This is a genomic window from Halomonas rhizosphaerae, from assembly GCF_030012485.1.
GTDB classification, from domain to species: Bacteria; Pseudomonadota; Gammaproteobacteria; order Pseudomonadales; family Halomonadaceae; genus Halomonas; species Halomonas rhizosphaerae.
Genome location: NZ_JASCQQ010000013.1, coordinates 46,383 through 63,007, shown reverse-complemented (window position 1 = coordinate 63,007; position 16,625 = coordinate 46,383). Strand labels below are relative to the sequence as shown.

At 69.0% G+C, this 16,625-nt stretch carries 17 protein-coding genes; 8 read left to right on the top strand and 9 right to left on the bottom strand.

Going from position 1 to position 16,625, the window contains the following annotated elements:
- Positions 1-61: 61 nt before the first annotated feature.
- Complete coding sequence (locus tag QLQ86_RS07815) at positions 62-583, top strand: cytochrome b (protein WP_282816470.1); 522 nt, start codon at positions 62-64, stop codon at positions 581-583.
- 109 nt (positions 584-692) lie between these two features.
- Here the strand turns inward: QLQ86_RS07815 and QLQ86_RS07810 are convergent, their stop codons facing one another.
- On the bottom strand, positions 693-1,166 hold the full coding sequence (locus tag QLQ86_RS07810; protein WP_282816469.1) for a PepSY domain-containing protein: 474 nt from the start codon (positions 1,164-1,166) through the stop codon (positions 693-695).
- 74 nt (positions 1,167-1,240) lie between these two features.
- On the opposite strand from QLQ86_RS07810, the gene QLQ86_RS07805 reads away from it, so the two are divergent.
- Genes QLQ86_RS07805 through QLQ86_RS07795 form a run of 3 tightly spaced genes read left to right on the top strand, consistent with a single transcriptional unit; the run spans position 1,241 to position 3,650 of the window.
- Positions 1,241-1,633, top strand: a complete 393-nt coding sequence (locus QLQ86_RS07805; RefSeq protein ID WP_407650064.1) for a PepSY domain-containing protein — start codon at positions 1,241-1,243, stop codon at positions 1,631-1,633.
- Positions 1,630-2,301, top strand: a complete 672-nt coding sequence (locus QLQ86_RS07800; RefSeq protein WP_282816468.1) for a response regulator transcription factor — start codon at positions 1,630-1,632, stop codon at positions 2,299-2,301. The genes QLQ86_RS07805 and QLQ86_RS07800 overlap by 4 nt, the downstream gene beginning before the upstream one ends.
- Complete coding sequence (locus QLQ86_RS07795) at positions 2,298-3,650, top strand: sensor histidine kinase (protein WP_282816467.1); 1,353 nt, start codon at positions 2,298-2,300, stop codon at positions 3,648-3,650. Before QLQ86_RS07800 ends, QLQ86_RS07795 begins: the two co-directional genes overlap by 4 nt.
- A gap of 15 nt (positions 3,651-3,665) precedes the next feature.
- Here QLQ86_RS07795 and QLQ86_RS07790 read toward each other — a convergent pair whose 3' ends face one another.
- From QLQ86_RS07790 to QLQ86_RS07765, 6 genes are all read right to left on the bottom strand, one after another.
- Positions 3,666-4,595 (bottom strand): cation diffusion facilitator family transporter, encoded by a 930-nt coding sequence (locus QLQ86_RS07790; RefSeq protein ID WP_282816466.1) that lies wholly within the window; start codon positions 4,593-4,595, stop codon positions 3,666-3,668.
- A 38-nt stretch (positions 4,596-4,633) separates the two neighbouring features.
- A complete protein-coding gene (locus QLQ86_RS07785; protein ID WP_407650067.1) occupies positions 4,634-5,422 on the bottom strand; it encodes an ABC transporter permease in 789 nt (262 codons plus the stop codon).
- A gap of 48 nt (positions 5,423-5,470) precedes the next feature.
- A complete protein-coding gene (locus tag QLQ86_RS07780; RefSeq protein WP_282816465.1) occupies positions 5,471-6,358 on the bottom strand; it encodes an ABC transporter permease in 888 nt (295 codons plus the stop codon).
- Positions 6,351-7,532, bottom strand: coding sequence for an ABC transporter ATP-binding protein (locus tag QLQ86_RS07775; RefSeq protein ID WP_326521272.1), 1,182 nt, complete (start codon positions 7,530-7,532; stop codon positions 6,351-6,353). Before QLQ86_RS07775 ends, QLQ86_RS07780 begins: the two co-directional genes overlap by 8 nt.
- Entirely contained in the window at positions 7,529-8,644 is a 1,116-nt protein-coding gene (locus QLQ86_RS07770; RefSeq protein WP_282816464.1) for a substrate-binding domain-containing protein, read from the bottom strand. The genes QLQ86_RS07775 and QLQ86_RS07770 overlap by 4 nt, the downstream gene beginning before the upstream one ends.
- A 160-nt stretch (positions 8,645-8,804) precedes the next feature.
- Complete coding sequence (locus tag QLQ86_RS07765) at positions 8,805-9,371, bottom strand: NnrU family protein (protein ID WP_282816463.1); 567 nt, start codon at positions 9,369-9,371, stop codon at positions 8,805-8,807.
- 130 nt (positions 9,372-9,501) lie between these two features.
- Between QLQ86_RS07765 and QLQ86_RS07760 the strand changes: the two genes are divergently transcribed.
- A complete protein-coding gene (locus tag QLQ86_RS07760) occupies positions 9,502-11,433 on the top strand; it encodes an alkaline phosphatase D family protein (RefSeq protein ID WP_282816462.1) in 1,932 nt (643 codons plus the stop codon).
- A gap of 143 nt (positions 11,434-11,576) precedes the next feature.
- On the opposite strand, the gene QLQ86_RS07755 is transcribed toward QLQ86_RS07760, so the two are convergent.
- Together QLQ86_RS07755 and QLQ86_RS07750 are read right to left on the bottom strand one after the other, a co-directional pair.
- On the bottom strand, positions 11,577-12,140 hold the full coding sequence (locus tag QLQ86_RS07755) for a type 1 glutamine amidotransferase domain-containing protein (RefSeq protein ID WP_282735700.1): 564 nt from the start codon (positions 12,138-12,140) through the stop codon (positions 11,577-11,579).
- 127 nt (positions 12,141-12,267) lie between these two features.
- Positions 12,268-12,738: a phosphatidylglycerophosphatase A family protein gene (locus tag QLQ86_RS07750; RefSeq protein WP_282816461.1), complete on the bottom strand. Its 471-nt coding sequence runs from the start codon at positions 12,736-12,738 to the stop codon at positions 12,268-12,270.
- Positions 12,739-12,918: 180 nt separating this feature from the next.
- On the opposite strand from QLQ86_RS07750, the gene QLQ86_RS07745 reads away from it, so the two are divergent.
- From QLQ86_RS07745 to QLQ86_RS07735, 3 genes are all read left to right on the top strand, one after another.
- Complete coding sequence (locus QLQ86_RS07745) at positions 12,919-13,497, top strand: gamma-glutamylcyclotransferase (protein ID WP_282816460.1); 579 nt, start codon at positions 12,919-12,921, stop codon at positions 13,495-13,497.
- A 38-nt stretch (positions 13,498-13,535) separates the two neighbouring features.
- Complete coding sequence (locus tag QLQ86_RS07740; protein WP_282816459.1) at positions 13,536-14,789, top strand: threonine ammonia-lyase; 1,254 nt, start codon at positions 13,536-13,538, stop codon at positions 14,787-14,789.
- A 99-nt stretch (positions 14,790-14,888) separates the two neighbouring features.
- Entirely contained in the window at positions 14,889-16,625 is a 1,737-nt protein-coding gene (locus QLQ86_RS07735) for an isocitrate/isopropylmalate family dehydrogenase (RefSeq protein ID WP_282816458.1), read from the top strand.

The following is a 16,625-nucleotide window of genomic DNA, read 5'->3' as shown; positions in this document are numbered from 1 at the left end:
GCTGCTGCAAGGCGAGGAGGTGTAAGACGGATCACGTACCCACCAACGAGGAGTGATACTGATGAACTGGCTCGATACCGAACGCCGCTACGGCCCCGTCTCCCGCGCCCTCCACTGGTCCATGGCCCTGCTGGTCCTGCTGATGCTGGCCAGCGACTGGTGGATGGAGGAACTCGAGGCCCTCAGCGAGGCCGCCGCGATGGACCTGCACCAGAGTATCGGGATGGCGCTGCTGGCCCTGCTCGCCTTCCGCCTGGCCTGGCGGGCCGTCAACCGCGGCCGTCCGATCCTGCCCGCCCACTGGCGTCTGGCCGCGCGACTCGGCCATCTGGCCCTCTATGCCCTGCTGCTGATGATCCCGCTCAGCGGCCTGCTCGCGGCCTGGGGCAGCGGCGAGGGCGTGACCCTCTTCGGAGCCCCGCTGATCGCGGCGGGAGCCGAGATCGAGTGGCTCGAGGAGGCCTTCGAGGAGACCCACGAGCTGCTCGCCAATCTGCTGTGGTTCGTCATCGCCGGCCATGTGCTCGCCGCACTGGCCCACCAGTGGTGGCTCGGCGAACGCAGCCTGCAGCGCATGACCTGAACCGCGCCCGCACGAAAGGGCCCGGCGCGAAGCTGTCGCGCCGGGCCCTCTTCATGACGGGCTTCATGCCGGGTGGAGGAATCGCCGGGGCAAGGCCCCGGCGATGGGCTCAGTCGCGCTCCACCTCGCTCGTGCCCTCCTCGCCCTGGCGACTCCTGACCTCGAGCTCGCGGCCCTCGCCATCGCGACCCTCGACCTCGACGCGGCCGTCACGGTCGACCTGGATCTCCTCGAACTCGGCCAGCCCCTCGGCCACCGCGGCCTCCATGGCCAGACGCACCTCGTCCTCGTTCATCCCCCAGGCGCCACCCTCGCGACGCTTGCGCTCCTCCTCGAGGGACTCGCCGGTCTCCAGCGACAGCCGGACCTCGGCCTGCCACTCGTCGTCGAGCCAGCCCTCGATTTCCACGCTGTCATCGTCCTTTACCTCGATCTCCCCGAAGTGGGTGAAACCGAAGGCGCTGGCCTTGGCCAGGATGTCGTCGAGGCGCTCCGCCGGCAGGCGGCTCTCCTCTGCCTGAGCCAGGCTGGCAGCGGCCATCAGGCTGGCCAGGGTACCGGCCAGGATCATCTTGCGTTTCATGGGTCATACCTCCGTTCATGGGTGCCACCCCGTTATATCGCCCCCGACCTTGCCACAGGGTGACGAGGCCATTCATGCTGCATTCATGTTCGCCCTGGCACCCTGTGGCCATGATGAATCGTTACCTGCTTCCAAGCCTGCGCCTGCCGGCGCTGGCCGCCCTCCTCGCCATGCTGGCCGCCTCTTCCGCGCCGGCAGATGAGGGGTGGCACGACCTCCACGAGGCGGTGCGCGAAGGAAGGATCGTACCCCTGCCCGATATCCTCGACTGGCTGGAGGCCCGCTATGTGGGCCAGGTACTGGAGGTGGAACTCGAGCGTGACGACGGCCGGATGACCTACGAGGTCGAGATGCTCGGCCCCCAGGGGCAGGTGGTGGAGTTCGAGTTCGATGCCGCCAGTGGCCAGCTGATCGGCATGGAAGGGGTGAACATCAACGGGATGCGACGCGAGGATGGCGCGGAATGAAGGTGCTGCTGGTGGAGGATGACCGGGCTCTGGCCGAGGCGCTGAGCGAGGCCCTGGGGGACGCCGGCGTGCTGCTGGAAACCGCCACCGCCGGTGGCGAGGCGGACTTCCTGGTGCGCACCGAGGCCTACGACGCGGTGATCCTCGATCTGGGCCTGCCCGACGGCGACGGCAGCCGCTGGCTCGCCCAGTGGCGCGAGGACGCCATCGACACCCCGGTGCTGGTACTCACCGCCCGCACCCGCTGGGCCGACAAGGCCGCCGGCTTCTCGGCCGGGGCCGATGACTACGTCACCAAGCCCTTCGAGACCGCCGAAGTACTGTTCCGGTTACGCGCCCTGGTGCGGCGCAGCCACGGCCACGCCCACCCGGTGCTGAGGATCGGCGAGCTCTCCTTCGACACCCACGCCGGCAGCGTCACCCTGGCCGGCCGCCCGGTAAGCCTGACCGCCCAGGAGTCGCGTCTGCTCGCCTACCTGGCCCACGCCGCGCCCCGCGTGGTGAGCCGCAGCGAGCTCGCCGAGCACGTCTACGACCGTGACCACGAGCCGGACTCCAACGTCATCGACGTCCAGATCAGCCGGCTGCGCCGCAAGCTGGGCGCCGCGCGCATCCAGACCCACCGTGGCCAGGGGTATCGCCTGGCCGGAGGCGACGAGGCGCCATGAGTCGACTGCGGCAGCTGTCGCTGGCCAGTCGCCTGCTGCTGGCGTCCCTGCTGACCCTCACGATCGCCCTGCCGCTGGCCGCCACGGGACTCTCCCACTACTTCCGCACGACCGCGACGGGCGCCTTCGACGAGCGCCTGGAAGCCCTGCTCAACGTGGTCGTCGCCGGCCTCGCCTGGGAGCCGACGGAGCAGCGGCTGATCCATGAACGCTCGCTGGGCGATCCGCGCTTCGAGCAGGTGCTCTCCGGCTGGTACTGGCAGATCAGCGACGGCGACGAGCGGGTGCTGACCTCCCGCTCGCTGTGGGACCAGCGCCTGCCGGTGCGCTCCCACCGCCAGGTGATGATCCGTGACCTGGAAGGCCCGCGCGGGACGCCGCTGCGCGTCATCGAGCGCGATATCCGCCTGGCACCGCTGGACAGTCCCCTGCACGTCAGCGTGGCCGTCTCCCGAGAAACGCTGGACGCGGGGCTCGCCCGCTTTACCCGGCTGGTCACGCTCTTCCTGGTCGGCCTGGGGCTGCTGCTGCTGGCCACCCTGGCCCTGCAGGTCCGCTGGGGCCTGGCCCCGCTGCGCCGGATACAGGCCGACCTGCAGCAGGTAGAGAGCGGCGAGGCCGAGCGCCTCGATACCCGCCTGTCGCCTGAGCTGGCCCGCCTCGCCCGGGCCATGAACGGGGTACTGGACCGTGACCGACGACTGATGACCCATGCGCGCCACGCCGCCGGCAACCTGGCGCATGCGCTGAAGACCCCGGTGAGCGTGCTGACCACCCTGGCCGACGGGATCGAGGAGCCGCGGCGCACACGCATCCGCGACGAGCTGGCGCGCATCGATGCGGCGGTACGCCACCACCTGGCCCGCGCCTCGGCGGCCGGAGACGCCGGCCTGGCTCCCCGGGTCGACGCCGGCGAGGTGCTCATCCCCATCCTCGCGGGGCTTGGGCGCCTGGGCGAGCGACGCGGCATCACCCTCCGCCACGACCTGCCGGCCGGGATGCGCGTGCGCATGGAGGCCCAGGACCTGCAGGAGCTGGTCGGCAACCTGCTGGACAATGCCCTGCGCTGGGCCGAGGGACGGGTCGAGATGCGCGGCGGCAGCGCTGCCGGAGAGAGCTGGCTGGAGGTCGAGGATGACGGGCCAGGCATGGACGAGGCCCAGCGCCAGGCCGCGCTGGCCCGCGGGGCCCGGCTCGACGAACAGCGCCCGGGCAGCGGCCTGGGCCTGGCCATCGTCGCCGACCTGGTGAAGCTCAACGGCGGCCGGCTGGAGCTCGCGCGCTCGCGCCTCGGCGGCCTGGCGGTACGCGTCTGGCTGCCCGACCGTCCCTTCCAGACCGCCGACTGACGCGGCGAGCGCGCCTCAGCCCTGGCGGTCCTCGCCGGGTTCGGGCTCGTCGGCGCAGTGGTGCCGACTCTCCAGCTGGATGGTGGCATGGTCCAGGCCATAGCGCTCCACCAGCAGGGTCCGGATCGCCACCAGCGCAGCCTGGCGGTCCTCGCCCTCATCGATGGCCGCATGCAGCGACACCAGGTGCCGCCCCGGCGTCAGCGACCAGACATGCACGTGATGCACGTTGCAGACCGCCTCCAGCTGCTCGGGAATCTCGCGGCGCAGGGTCGCCGCGTCCAGGTCGTTCGGGGCGCCTTCCAGCAGGATATGGCCGGACTCCCGGGTCAGCTTCCAGGCGCTGCGCAGGATCAGCATCGCCACCAGCACCGAGAGCAGCGGGTCGATGGGCATCCAGCCGGTGGCCAGTATCACCAGGGCGGCGACGATGGCCGCCACCGAGCCCAGAAGATCGCCCAGCACGTGCAGCGCCGCGCCGCGGATGTTGAGGTTGTCGCGGTCGCCGAAGTGCAGGATGGCGAACACCACCACGTTGACCAGAAGTCCCAGGGCGGCGATCACCAGCATGGGGGTGCCCATCACCTCCACCGGCGAGAGCAGCCGGCGGATCGCCTCGATGAGGATCCACACCACGATGGCGATCAGCGTCAGGCCGTTGACGAAGGCGGCCAGGATCTGCACCCGGTGGTAGCCGAAGCTGCGTTTCTCGTCGGCCGGGCGGCGGCTGATGCGCGCGGCGAACCAGGCCAGCGCCAGGGCGGCGGTGTCGGTGAGCATGTGGCCGGCATCGGCGAGCAGCGCCAGCGAGCCGGAGAGGATGCCGCCCACCACCTCGGCGACCATGAAGCCGCCGGTGAGCAGGATCGCCCAGGCCAGCCGGCGCTGGCTGTCCTGCCCGGTGTGGGGAGTGGTGTGACGCGCGTGGTCGTGATCGTGAGCCATGAGCCCCTCCCTTGCCAGGCCCCAGCATAGCGCAGCGGTTAAACTCCCTTCACGCTTCTCGCCGCCTCGCGGCGCCGCTTGACCTCGTAGGCCACGGCCAGCAGCACGGTGACCAGTATCAGGATCAGTCCCAGGGCGTTGACCGCCGGCGTGAGGCCGGTACGCACCTTGGAGGCGATGTAGACCGTCAGGGTGGTGTCGTAGCCCACCACAAACAGCGAGGTGTTGTAGTTCTCGAAGGACTGCAGGAAGGCGATCACCGCCGCCGAGAGGATCGCCGGCCTGAGGTAGGGCAGCAGGATGCGCCGGAACATCTGCCACTGGCTGGCGCCCAGGTCCAGGGCGGCCCGCTCCATGGTGCGATCGAAGCGCTGCAGCCGCGCGGTGACCATCAGCATCACGTAGGCGGCGATGAAGGTGGCCTGGCCGAGCACGGTGAGGAAGATGCCCCCGCCGACCCCGAGCTGGCGCCAGAAGATCAGCGTGGAGATGCCGATGATCACCCCCGGAGTGAGCAGCGGCGAGAGGATCAGCGCATAGAGGAAGGGCTTGGCGCGGCTCTGCACCGTATTGAGGAACAGCGCCGTGGCGATGCCGATGGGCACCGCCAGGCAGAGCACCCCGACGGCGACGATGGCGCTGTTGCCCAGCGCCTGCCACATGCCGCCGTCGGCGGCGAGCTCGCCGAACCACTTCAGGGTGGTGCCGTCCCAGGGCGTCACCGTGGGGAAGCGGCTGTCGTTGAAGGTAGCCGCGGCCATCACCAGCAGCGGCAGGAAGAGGTAGGCGAAGAACACCACCACATAGAAGCGCAGGCCCAGGGCCATCAGTCGCTGTGCGCTCACGCCCGATCCCCCGTCACTTGGCCCAGTTCCTCATTTGGCAATGTCCCCCAGGCCCACCTTGAACACCTTCATGACCAGCGACATGAAGCCGATGCACAGCACCAGCAGCAGGAAGGCGTAGGCCGCCCCCTGGTTCCAGTTGCCACCCTCGAAGAACCAGTTGTAGATGATCTGGGTGAACCAGCGGCTGCCCGGCGAGCCGAGCAGCGCCGGCACCGCATAGCTGCCCGCCGCCAGCATGAAGGTCATGATGCAGCCGGTGGCAATCCCCGGCTTGGCATGGGGAATGACGATGCGCCGATGGGTACGCACCGTCCCTGCCCCCAAGTCTCGCGCCGCGCGCACCTGGTTGTCGTCGAGGCTCTCGATGGCGTTGTAGACCGGGAAGACCATGAACAGGATATAGGCGTAGACCATACCCACCATGACCCCGCCGTCGCCGCTGAGAAAGCGGATCGGCCGGTCGATCAGCCCCAGCATCATCAGCACCTCGTTGAGCGGCCCGCGGAAGGCGAGGATGATGAACCACGAGTAGGTACGCAGGATCTCGTTGATCCAGAAGGGAATGATCAGCAGCAGGATGCACAGCGCCGCCTGCCGCGGGGTGGCCACCTTGGCCAGGTACCAGGCCAGCGGATAGCTCACGCCAAGCGTCAGCAGGGTCACCAGCACGCTGGACCACAGCGTCTTGAAGAAGATCGCCCGGTGGATGTCGTTGGCGAACAGGGTGGCGTAGTTGGCCAGCGTCCAGCCGTCCTGCGGCCCGCCCTGCTGGGCCGGCAGCAGGTTGGGGCGCAGCGAGTAGTCGATCATCTGCAGCTGCGGCAGGGTCACCATCACGATCAGCCAGATGCCCAGCAGGGCCAGGATCGCCATGGCCAGGGGGCCGCCGAAGCGCGCGGCGAGCTGCCTAAACATGGCCGGCCTCCACCACCTCGCCGGTCGCCTCGTCGACCCGGGGGCTGCCATCCTCGGGCAGCACCACCGCATCGTCGGGGTCATAGCCGAATCTCATGCGACGCCCGGCGACCAGGGCATCCGTGTACTGCCGGGATATCTCATGGCCCAGCTGCACCCTGAGCATCTCGCCAGAGGCATCGAGCCTCGCCTCCAGCACCACCCAGGCGCCCTCGAAGTGCACCGCCTCCAGGGTGGCCGCAAGGATCGGGCCGGCGGCCCCCTCCTCGACCGGGCGCAGGTGCTCGGGACGGATGTAGAGCGCCGCCCGGTCGCCGCCCTCCAGCCGGGACGACGCCGCGACACGGCCGGCCAGCTCGCCCAGCACTCCGCCGTCCAGGCGTACCCACTCGCCCTGGCGCTGGATCAGGGTCGTCCGAAGCCGGTTGTTCTCGCCGACGAAGGCCGCCACGAAGCCGGTGGCCGGCGAACGGTAGAGGGTCACGGGGTCGGCCACCTGCTGGATGCGCCCCGCCGACATCACCGCCACCCGGTCGGACATGGTCAGCGCTTCGCCCTGGTCGTGGGTGATATAGATGAAGGTGATGCCGGTCTTGCGCTGGATCGCCTTGAGCTCGGCGCGCATGTGCTGGCGCAGCTTGAGGTCCAGCGCCGAGAGCGGTTCGTCGAGCAGTAGCACCCGCGGTTCCACGGCCAGCGCCCGGGCGATGGCCACCCGCTGCTTCTGGCCGCCGGAGAGCTCACCGATCCGCTTCGGCCCGCTGCCCTCCAGGGCCACCAGCGCCAGCAGCCGCTCGGAGGCCTCGCGGCGCGCCTTGCGGTCGATCCCGCGCACCTCCAGGCCGAACTCGATGTTCTCGAACACCGTCATCAGCGGGAAGAGCGCCAGGTTCTGGAAGATCATCGCCGTGGGACGGCGGTTCACCGGCACCCCGGCCATGGGTTCGCCGCCGATCAGCACCTGCCCCTCGCTGGGGGTCAGAAAGCCGCTGATCATGTTGAGCAGGGTGGTCTTGCCGCAGCCCGAGGGCCCGAGGAAGCTGAAGAACTCCCCCGAGCCAATCTCGAGCGTCGTCTTGTCGATGGCGGTGAAGTCGCCGAAGCGCATCACCACCTCTTCCAGGCGGACGCGGCCGTCCATGGTCACCTCGGGGCCGGGGTCACGCGATGTCATGCGGAGAGGTAGCGGTCCTGGTACTCGTTGCGCAGCGCCACGTACCAGGGCTCCTGGATCGGCCACCACCAGAGGTTGGCCAGGTCCTCCTCGGTGTAGGAGTCGGTGAAGAAGTTGCGCGTCGCCTCTGGCAGCAGCTCGGTGGCGCCCTTGGAGGTGGAGTTGTAGCCGGTGGCCTCGACGAACATGGCACCCGCCTCGGGGGTGTAGTACCAGTTGATCAGTTCGTAGACGGCGTCCGGGTTGCGGGCGTTGCGCGGGATCACGAAGCCCTCCATCCACGCCAGCGCCCCCTCCTTCGGCGCCCCGTAGGCGATATCCTCGCCCTCCTGCTGCAGGCGGAAGGCGGTGGAGTCCCAGGTCTGGCCGATGATCGCGCCATTGGTGCGGAAGGCGGCCTGGGCCTCGTTCTCGGTGTTCCAGAACTGCACCAGCAGCTCCTTGTGCTTGACCGCCTCCTCGAGGATGACGTCGAAGTTGGCGCGCATCGCCTCCTCGCTCTGGTAGGAGTCGAGCAGCGGGTGCGGCAGCCGGCCCTCGCGCTCCAGCCACAGGCCGATGCCGACCAGCGCCGAGTGGCCGCGCACCGTGACGCCCTGGCCATGCTCGGGGTTCCACAGGTCGGCATAACTCAGGTTGGCGCGGTCGACGTCGGCGAAGCGGCGGTGCCAGGTGATCGCCTCGGTGCCCCAGTCGCTGGGCGCGAAATAGCGCTTGCCGTCCACCACCCCGCCGGTCTCGGAGCCCTCGATGGCGCTGTCCAGGGCGCCGCTCCAGTTGATGCGCGACTCGTCCAGCGGCTGGATCAGGTCGTAGTCCAGGTAGCCCGGCACTCGATCCACGGTCGGCATGATGACGTCGAAGCCCTCGCCGTCGCTGGCACGCAGGGAGTTCATCAGTTCGTCGTTGGTGCCGTAGGGAGTGAAGGTGGCCTTGATCCCGGTCTTCTCGGTGAAGTCCGCCAGCATCCGGTCATTGAAGTAGCCCGCCCAGGCATAGATGCGCAGCGTCTGCTCCTGCGCCAGCACCGTGTTGACATAGAAGGACGGCACGCTGGCCACGGCCCCGGCGGCCAGGCTGCCCTTGAGGAAACGGCGACGTGTGATCGACATGACGAACTCTCCATGGTGGCTAGGGCGCACCCCGTTATCGCGCGGCGATGTGACGACGGCATGACCCACCGATGACGGTTCAGTGCCGACTCAATCAGCGTAGCACCATATAGGGAAAGGCCCAGCCGCCGGTTCAGGGGCCCGGTTCGTCGGGGCGGGATCACATCACCGGCACGCCGGTGACCCAGACATGCAGGTGGAAGGCGAAGAGGTAGTAGGCCACCAGGCCGATCACCACGGTCGCGACGGTACCGACCATGCCCGGGGCGGCGCTATCGGGCCGGGGCCGACGACGGGCCGCACGGAAGTCGAACACGGCCCACAGCAGGAAGGCCCCGAAGAAGACGATGTCGCCCAGCCGGCCGTTGGCCAGCAGGTGGGCGAAGGCCCACAGCTTCACGGCGATGATCATCGGGTGGCCCAGCCTGGCCTTGAGATGGTTGCCGGGCACATAGGCCGCCACCAGCAGCACGAAGGCGGGAATCATCAGCAGTGAGACGGCATGGCGCAGGCCCACCGGCGGCTGCCACACCCATACCGGGTCCAGGCGCATCTGGCCATAGCCCCAGATCGCCAGGGCCAGGCCGATGATCGAGACCACCGAATAGGCCGCCTTCCAGGGCAGCTCGCCTATGCGCTGGATCTGGGCGGTTCGCCAGTCGTCGGCGACGATGCGCACTGAGTGCACGCCGAGAAAGAGCAACAGGCCGAACAGCATCACGGTCATGGTCAGGGGTCTCCATATAGGGGGAAGGGGAAGGTACAAGGTGGAACGAAACCGCCGCCAGCCTAGTCTGTTGACCTGATCACGACCAGTGCTATCGACCTCAGCGGCACCCGCGACGCAAAGGATTGCCATGTCCCGAGACACCGCTCCCCTGCCCGAGGTCCTCGCCGGCCCCCTCCTGCGGCGCCTGAGCGCGGAGCGCCTGGTGATCTGGCTGGTGGGCTCGCGCCCCCTCGACCTCGGCCTGATGCTGCACCCGGCCGGACATCCGCCGCGCCGCCTGACCCTCAACGAACGCCGCCTGCAGCGCCTGCCGCTGGGCCGGCATGCCTGGCTGCACCTGATCGACGTGGCCCTTGACACCCCTCTGCCCCGCGTCGTGCGCATCGACTACGACCTGAAGATCACCCCGGTCGGGGAGGACAGCGGCATCGCCGACTGGGCCCCCCATCTGCTGCACGAGGGCGCCACGCACCCTTGCTTCGTGCTGGCCGACAGCCACCGCCGACTGCTCCATGGCTCCTGCCGCCGGCCCCACCATGACGGTTCCGACGGCCTGGTGCGCACCGATGCCTGGCTGGCCGAGCGCCGGGAGGCGCCCGAGGCCTGGCCCGCCTGGCTGCTGATGACCGGGGACCAGGTCTATGCCGACGACGTCGCCGGCCCCCTGCTGGTCGCCATCCATACGCTGATCCGCCGCCTGGGCCTCTTCGACGAGACCCTGGAGGGCGCCACCGTGGCCGACAGCCAGGCGCTCTATACGGACACTGCCACCTACTACCGGCGAGAGGCGCTGCTGCCGGACGTCAAGAGCAGTGAGGACCTGCGCGAGCGCTTCTTCGGCGGCGTGCGCAAGCCGGTCTTCACCTCGGTCAACGCCCAAAACCACCTGATGAGCTTCGCCGAGGTCATCGCCATGTACCTGCTGGTCTGGTCGCCGGTGCCCTGGCGGCTGGTCGAGATGACCGAACCGACGCTGGACGAGAAGGACGCGGCACGCTTCGGCGAGCAGCGAGCGGTCATCGCACGCTTCGCCGAGGGGCTGCCCGCCGCCGCCCGGGTGATGGCCCACCTGCCCACGCTGATGATCTTCGACGACCACGACATCACCGACGACTGGAACCTCACGGCGGACTGGGAGCGCACCGCCTACGGGCACCCCTTCTCGCGACGCATCATCGGCAACGCCCTGCTGGCCTACCTGCTCTGCCAGGGCTGGGGCAACGACCCGGACCGCCTGGCCGAGCCGCTGGCGGAGGTCACCGAGCTGCTGGCGTCGGCAGCCAGCCGGGAGGGCTGGCTGCCTGCCGGGGAGCAGGACGCCGTCATCGAGCGGTTGCTGCGCTTCCAGGGCTGGGAGGTGGAGGTCGAGGGGGAGCCGAAGCTGGTGATCCTGGATACCCGTACCCGACGCTGGCGCAGCGAACGCAGCCCGAAACGCCCCTCCGGCCTGATGGACTGGGAGGCGCTCTCGGAACTGCAGCAGCAGATCCTCGGCGCCACGTCGGTGGTGATCGTCTCGCCGGCGCCGATGTTCGGCGTCAAGCTGATCGAGACCATCCAGCGGCTCTTCACCCTGGCCGGCAGGCCGCTGCTGGTCGATGCCGAGAACTGGATGGCCCACCGCGGCGCGGCCAGCGTGATGCTCAACATCTTCCGCCACTCGCGCTCGCCGGGGCACTACGTGATCCTCTCCGGCGACGTGCACTACTCCTTCGCCTACGACATCCACCTCCGCCAGCGCCGCGAGGGGCCCCGGATCTGGCAGGTCACCTCCAGTGGCATCAAGAACGCCTTTCCCGATACCCTGCTCGACTGGCTCGATCGCCTCAACCGCTGGCTCTATGCCCCGCGCTCGCCGCTCAACTGGCTCACCCAGCGCCGGCGCATGGTGATCAAGCCGCGAGACCCGGACCGCGCCAAGGCCGGCGAGCGGCTGTGGAACGGCGCCGGCATCGGCCTGGTGGAGCTCGACGACCAGGGCCGGCCGAGCGACATCCGCCATCTCGATGCCCGCGGCTTCGACGTGGTGTTTCCATTGCCGGCGGCCCCGGGCGACTGAGGCTCCGGCAAGTACCGAACAGCGGGCACAATAGCCTGACAGCACAACGCCTGTCCCGTGAAGGACAGGCGTTGTGCGGCTCACGGCGTTGCTCGCTGACCGCGGCCGAACCCGTGAGGTCTCTTACGTACAGGGTCGCCGTCTCAAGACGCCTGACCGGCATGTCGACCCTCGTGGATCTCCTCGACCATCTTGTGGCAGAAGGCATCCAGGTCCTTCGGTGTGCGGCTGGTGACCAGACCGTTGTCGACGACGACCCGCTCGTCGATCCAGCGCGCCCCGGCGTTCTCAAGATCCTTCCTCACCGAGGGATAGGAGGTCAGGGTCCGCCCTTCGACGACCTCGGCATTGATCAGGATCCAGGGGGCATGGCAGATGGCACCCACCGGCTTGCCGGCCTCGAAGAAGTGCCGAACGAAGCTCAGCGCACGTTCGTCCTGTCGCAGGGCATCCGGATTGAAGAGGCCACCGGGCAACACCAGGGCGTGGTAGTCGGTGGAGTTGGCCTCATCGAGGGACCTGTCGACCTCGTAGGTCTCGCCCCAGTCGCTCTCGGCCCAGGCGCGAATACCCTTGGCCTCGGGAGAGACCACGTCCACCGTGATCCCTTGGGCATCGAGCTTGGCCTTGGGCACGGCCAGTTCCGACTCTTCGAAACCATGGGTGGCCAGGATGGCAACGCGCTTGCCGTCGAGCTGTTGGCTCATGGTGATCTCCTTGCTGTCGGGTAATCGACTGACCCGCATGGACGGGCCAGGTGACACACCCCAGGACCTCGGGGTACCGGCCAGCGAGCACAAGCCCCGGCGTCGTAACGAAATGCATCCCCCTGTATCAGGCAGGCCGGCGACGACGCCACAGGAACAGGCCGGCGGCCACCACCAGCCAGCTCATGGCCGCCGCCACGGTGTCGTCGAGCACGATGCCCACGCCCCCGGGTACCGCCTCGGCCAGGCTCACCGGCGGCGGCTTGGTGGCATCGAGAAGCCGGTAGACCACGAAGGCCCCGGCCAGGGCCGCGGGGTGTCGCGCCGCCGACTGGCCCAGCACCGCCACCGGGAAGGCGACGATCTCGTCGAGCACGATGCGCCCGTCATCCTTGAGGCCCAGCTCCTCCGCGGCCAGGTGGCAGATTGGCACGGCCGCCACCAGCAGCGCAGCCACCAGGGCGAGTTGCAGGCGGCGGGGGCGGCCCAGCAGCCACCAGGCGAGCGGCAGCCCCAGCAGCGACCCGACGGTGCCCGAGGCCCAGGGCGAGAGCCCCGTGCCGAGGCCGGTGGCCAGCCACATCAGTGCGTTCTCCATGTTCCCTGCCCCCTGCGCGATGGATGGCGCGGCGCGCCCCGTGACGCCCCGCCCGCGGCCGGTGTCGGCCGAGCAGCCGCCAAGATACCCGCCGGCCCGACGGACGTCGATGGCGACCGAACCGGCCGCGACCCACCTCCACCCTTCGACATTCGCCGCCGGGCGACGCATCATTCGGGGATGACCCTCGACACGACCCACCGCAACCGGCAGATGACCCACTTCGACGGCCACCACGAGATCTGGCTGTTCGGCTACGGCTCGCTGATCTGGAAGGCCGACTTCCCCTTCCTGGAGCGCCGCCCGGCCTATATCCACGGCTGGGTGCGCCGCTTCTGGCAGGGCTCCCACGACCACCGCGGCACCCCCGAGTCGCCGGGTCGCGTGGTCACCCTGGTGCGCGAGCCCGGCGCGACCTGCCACGGCATGGCCTACCGCATCACCCCCGAGGTGCTCGGCCCGCTCGACGTACGCGAGAAGAACGGCTATCTGCGCGAGGTGACCCGACTGCACTTCGACGACGGTGCCACGCCTTCGAGCGCCGACGGGCTGGTGTATCTCGCCACCGAGGACAACGCCGCCTTCCTCGGCGACGCCCCGCTGGACGCCATCGCCGAGCAGATTGCCGTGGCCCACGGCCCCAGCGGCTCCAACCGCGACTACCTGGTCAACCTGGCCCAGGCCCTGAGCGAACTCGGCGTGGATGATCCCCACGTGTTCGCCCTGGCAGCGCGCCTGCCCCACCCGGCAGACGCCTGATGCCCCGACACCACCTCGGCAACGGAGACGACCCTCCCATGAGCGTGACCCTCGACGACGTCCGACAGGCCGCCACCCGCCTTCAGGGAAGCGTGGAGCGCACCGCCTGCCTGCACTCCACCACCCTCTCGCAGCTCACCGGCTGCGAGCTCTACATCAAGTTCGAGAACCACCAGTTCACCGCTTCCTTCAAGGAACGCGGCGCCCTCAACCACCTGCTCTCGCTCAGCCCCGAGGAGCGCGCCCGGGGCGTGATCGCCATGTCGGCGGGCAACCACGCCCAGGCGGTGGCCTATCACGCCAAGCGGCTGGGCATCCACGCCACCATCGTCATGCCCCGCCACACCCCCAACCTCAAGGTGCGCAACACCCGCAACTTCGGGGCCGAGGTGCACCTGGAGGGCAACGGGGTCGACGAGGCCGGGGCCTATGCGCGGCGCCTGGCCGAGGAGCGCCACCTGGTCTTCGTGCACCCCTACGACGACGAGCGGATCATCGCCGGGCAGGGCACCATCGCCCTGGAGATGCTCGAGGAGGTCCCCGACCTGGAGTGCCTGGTGATCCCCATCGGTGGCGGCGGCCTGATCAGCGGCAACGCCGTGGCGGCCAAGGCGCTGAAGCCCGATATCGAGGTGATCGGCGTGCAGACCAAGCGCTTCCCCGCCATGAAGCAGGCGCTGGCCGGCGACGAGATTCATTGCGGCCTGGCCACCCTGGCCGAGGGCATCGCCGTGAAGCAGCCCGGTGAGTTGACCCGGGAGATCGTCCGCGAGCTGGTCAGCGACATCGTGCTGGTGGACGAGCCCGAGATCGAGCGCGCCATCCTGATGCTGCTGGAGATCGAGAAGAGCGTCGCCGAGGGCGCCGGCGCCGCGGGGCTCGCCGCCCTGCTCACCGACCCGACGCGCTACCGCGGCCGCAGGGTGGGGCTGGTGCTGTGCGGCGGCAACATCGACATGCTGGCGCTCTCCTCGGTGATCCAGCGCGGCCTGGTGCGCTCGGGGCGCATCGTGCGGGTGCGGGTCGGCATCCCCGACGTACCCGGCTCGCTGGCCGAGCTTACCCGCCTGCTCGCCGAGCAGCGCGCCAACGTCATCCAGATCGCCCACCAGCGCACCTTCACCGACCTCTCGCTGCGCGCCACCGAGGTCGAGGCCACCCTCGAGACGCTGGGCAGCGATCACACCCGCGAGGTGATCGCCGCGCTGCGCGCCGAGGGCTACGACCCGGTGCTACCCGCCAACGAGGTGCACCCGGACGAGCGCTGGGCCACCGACCCCGAGGGGCACTGACCTGCACCTTGGCCGCATGGCGCAGGGCCGGTGGCAGGCGTACCCTGTGCGCATTTGATCATCGCAACGGTTTCCATCATCTCAACAAGGGATAGAGTGATGAGCAGCAAGTTGAAAGTGACAGCCCCCCTGGTCATCCTGCATGGCGACGAGATGGCGCAGGTGGCCTTCGAGCGGATCCTCGACACCTTCGTGACCTCCCCGCTGGACATCGAGCTGGTGGAGATCGACCTGACCGCGGAGAACCGCCTGGTCACCAACGGCCAGGCGGTGATCGATGCCATCGAGGCACTCAAGCGCCACGGGGTGGGCGTGAAGAACGCCGGCATGACGGTCAACCGCGCCCAGCTGGGCGAGCTGCTGGCCGCCCATCCCGAGCTCGACGCCACCAGCCTGCACCCGCTGGCCACCAAGTCGCCCAACGGCGCCATCCGCAAGGGCATCGGCGGCAACATCACCCGCGAGGACATCCAGTTCCGCAACCTGCAGTTCAACAAGCCGGAGTGGGTCGGCCGCGACATCGAGGTCGACACCATGGCGACCGGCGGCAGCAAGGACAGCTACAACGAGCTCTCCCGTGCCACCGGCATCGTCAAGCTGATGTTCGTCGGTGCCAGCGGTGACCCGGTGGAGCTGCACCGCCGCGAGGTCAAGAAGGGCGACCCCTGGCTGCTCGCCACCAACGACATCGACGAGATCAAGGCCTGGGCGCACCGCTTCTTCCAGCGCGCCATCGACGAGAAGCGCGACATCTACCTGGGCCTCAAGGACACCGTGATCGCCGGCTACGACGGCGTGATGCGCGCCGCCATCGAGGGCATCTACGAGAGCGACTACCGCGCGCAGGTCGAGGCGCTGGGGCTCGCCTACCACTACGAGCTGATTGACGCCCAGGCCGCGCGCATCGTCGCCAACCCGCCCGAGCGGGCGCTGTGGGGCGTGCCGGACAACACCACCGGCCGCAAGCTCTACAAGCTGGTCGAGCAGCTCAAGGTGCACGGCATCCCCACCCGCAAGGCGCACGTCTCGCTGTCGCGGATGAGCGCCGGCGGAGGCGACCAGTACGGCAGCTACAACGCCCCCGCCACGGAAGACGGCATCCTGAAGGTGATCGTCGACGGCGACGAGAAGCATGCGCGCCACGTCAAGCAGGGCGACCCCATCCTGCTGATGTCCAACGACCACAAGGCCATCAAGGACTGGGTCACGCAGGTGTTCCGCGACGCCTCGCGCAAGCAGAAGGAGGTCTACTTCGGCCTCAAGCGCGAGTACATGGACTACGACGAGGTGTTCAGCACCGTGATCACCGACGTGCGCCGCGAACTGGCCCAGGCCGACACCCCGCCGCCGTCGTTCATGATCATGCGGCCCTCCAGCCAGCTAATCAAGATGATCACCGACCCGCCGCGCAACGCCCTCTACCCGGCGCAGAACCTCGACGGCGACATCTTCTCGGACATCTCCGCGGCGCTCGGCGGCAGCCTGGCCACCGCCAGCTCGATCATCGAGAGCAAGAGCGGCACCATGCTCTTCGAGGCGCCCCACGGCACCGCCCACGACCTCTACCTGAAGTACCTGGAGAGCGACGGCAAGGAGGCGCACTTCAACTCCTCGGCGCTGATCTTCGCCGTGGCCAATGCCCTGGAGACTCTCGGCGAGCGCGAGGACAACACGGCCCTGGTCGACTACGCCACCCGCCTCAAGGCCGCGCTGATCGATACCGTCGCCGACGGCATCATCACCGGCGACCTCAAGGGCAAGACCACCAACCCCGCCTCGGAGACCGTCGTCGACATGCAGGGCTTTCTCGACGCCGTGGCAAGCCGCCTGGGCTGA

Coding starts and splice junctions, on each gene's coding strand:
- QLQ86_RS07815 (WP_282816470.1), top strand. CDS start 62: ATGAACTGGCTCGATACCGAACGCCGCTACGGCCCCGTCTCCCGCGCC.
- QLQ86_RS07810 (WP_282816469.1), bottom strand. CDS start 1,166: ATGAAACGCAAGATGATCCTGGCCGGTACCCTGGCCAGCCTGATGGCC.
- QLQ86_RS07805 (WP_407650064.1), top strand. CDS start 1,241: ATGCTGCATTCATGTTCGCCCTGGCACCCTGTGGCCATGATGAATCGT.
- QLQ86_RS07800 (WP_282816468.1), top strand. CDS start 1,630: ATGAAGGTGCTGCTGGTGGAGGATGACCGGGCTCTGGCCGAGGCGCTG.
- QLQ86_RS07795 (WP_282816467.1), top strand. CDS start 2,298: ATGAGTCGACTGCGGCAGCTGTCGCTGGCCAGTCGCCTGCTGCTGGCG.
- QLQ86_RS07790 (WP_282816466.1), bottom strand. CDS start 4,595: ATGGCTCACGATCACGACCACGCGCGTCACACCACTCCCCACACCGGG.
- QLQ86_RS07785 (WP_407650067.1), bottom strand. CDS start 5,422: ATGGCCCTGGGCCTGCGCTTCTATGTGGTGGTGTTCTTCGCCTACCTC.
- QLQ86_RS07780 (WP_282816465.1), bottom strand. CDS start 6,358: ATGTTTAGGCAGCTCGCCGCGCGCTTCGGCGGCCCCCTGGCCATGGCG.
- QLQ86_RS07775 (WP_326521272.1), bottom strand. CDS start 7,532: ATGACATCGCGTGACCCCGGCCCCGAGGTGACCATGGACGGCCGCGTC.
- QLQ86_RS07770 (WP_282816464.1), bottom strand. CDS start 8,644: ATGTCGATCACACGTCGCCGTTTCCTCAAGGGCAGCCTGGCCGCCGGG.
- QLQ86_RS07765 (WP_282816463.1), bottom strand. CDS start 9,371: ATGACCGTGATGCTGTTCGGCCTGTTGCTCTTTCTCGGCGTGCACTCA.
- QLQ86_RS07760 (WP_282816462.1), top strand. CDS start 9,502: ATGTCCCGAGACACCGCTCCCCTGCCCGAGGTCCTCGCCGGCCCCCTC.
- QLQ86_RS07755 (WP_282735700.1), bottom strand. CDS start 12,140: ATGAGCCAACAGCTCGACGGCAAGCGCGTTGCCATCCTGGCCACCCAT.
- QLQ86_RS07750 (WP_282816461.1), bottom strand. CDS start 12,738: ATGGAGAACGCACTGATGTGGCTGGCCACCGGCCTCGGCACGGGGCTC.
- QLQ86_RS07745 (WP_282816460.1), top strand. CDS start 12,919: ATGACCCTCGACACGACCCACCGCAACCGGCAGATGACCCACTTCGAC.
- QLQ86_RS07740 (WP_282816459.1), top strand. CDS start 13,536: ATGAGCGTGACCCTCGACGACGTCCGACAGGCCGCCACCCGCCTTCAG.
- QLQ86_RS07735 (WP_282816458.1), top strand. CDS start 14,889: ATGAGCAGCAAGTTGAAAGTGACAGCCCCCCTGGTCATCCTGCATGGC.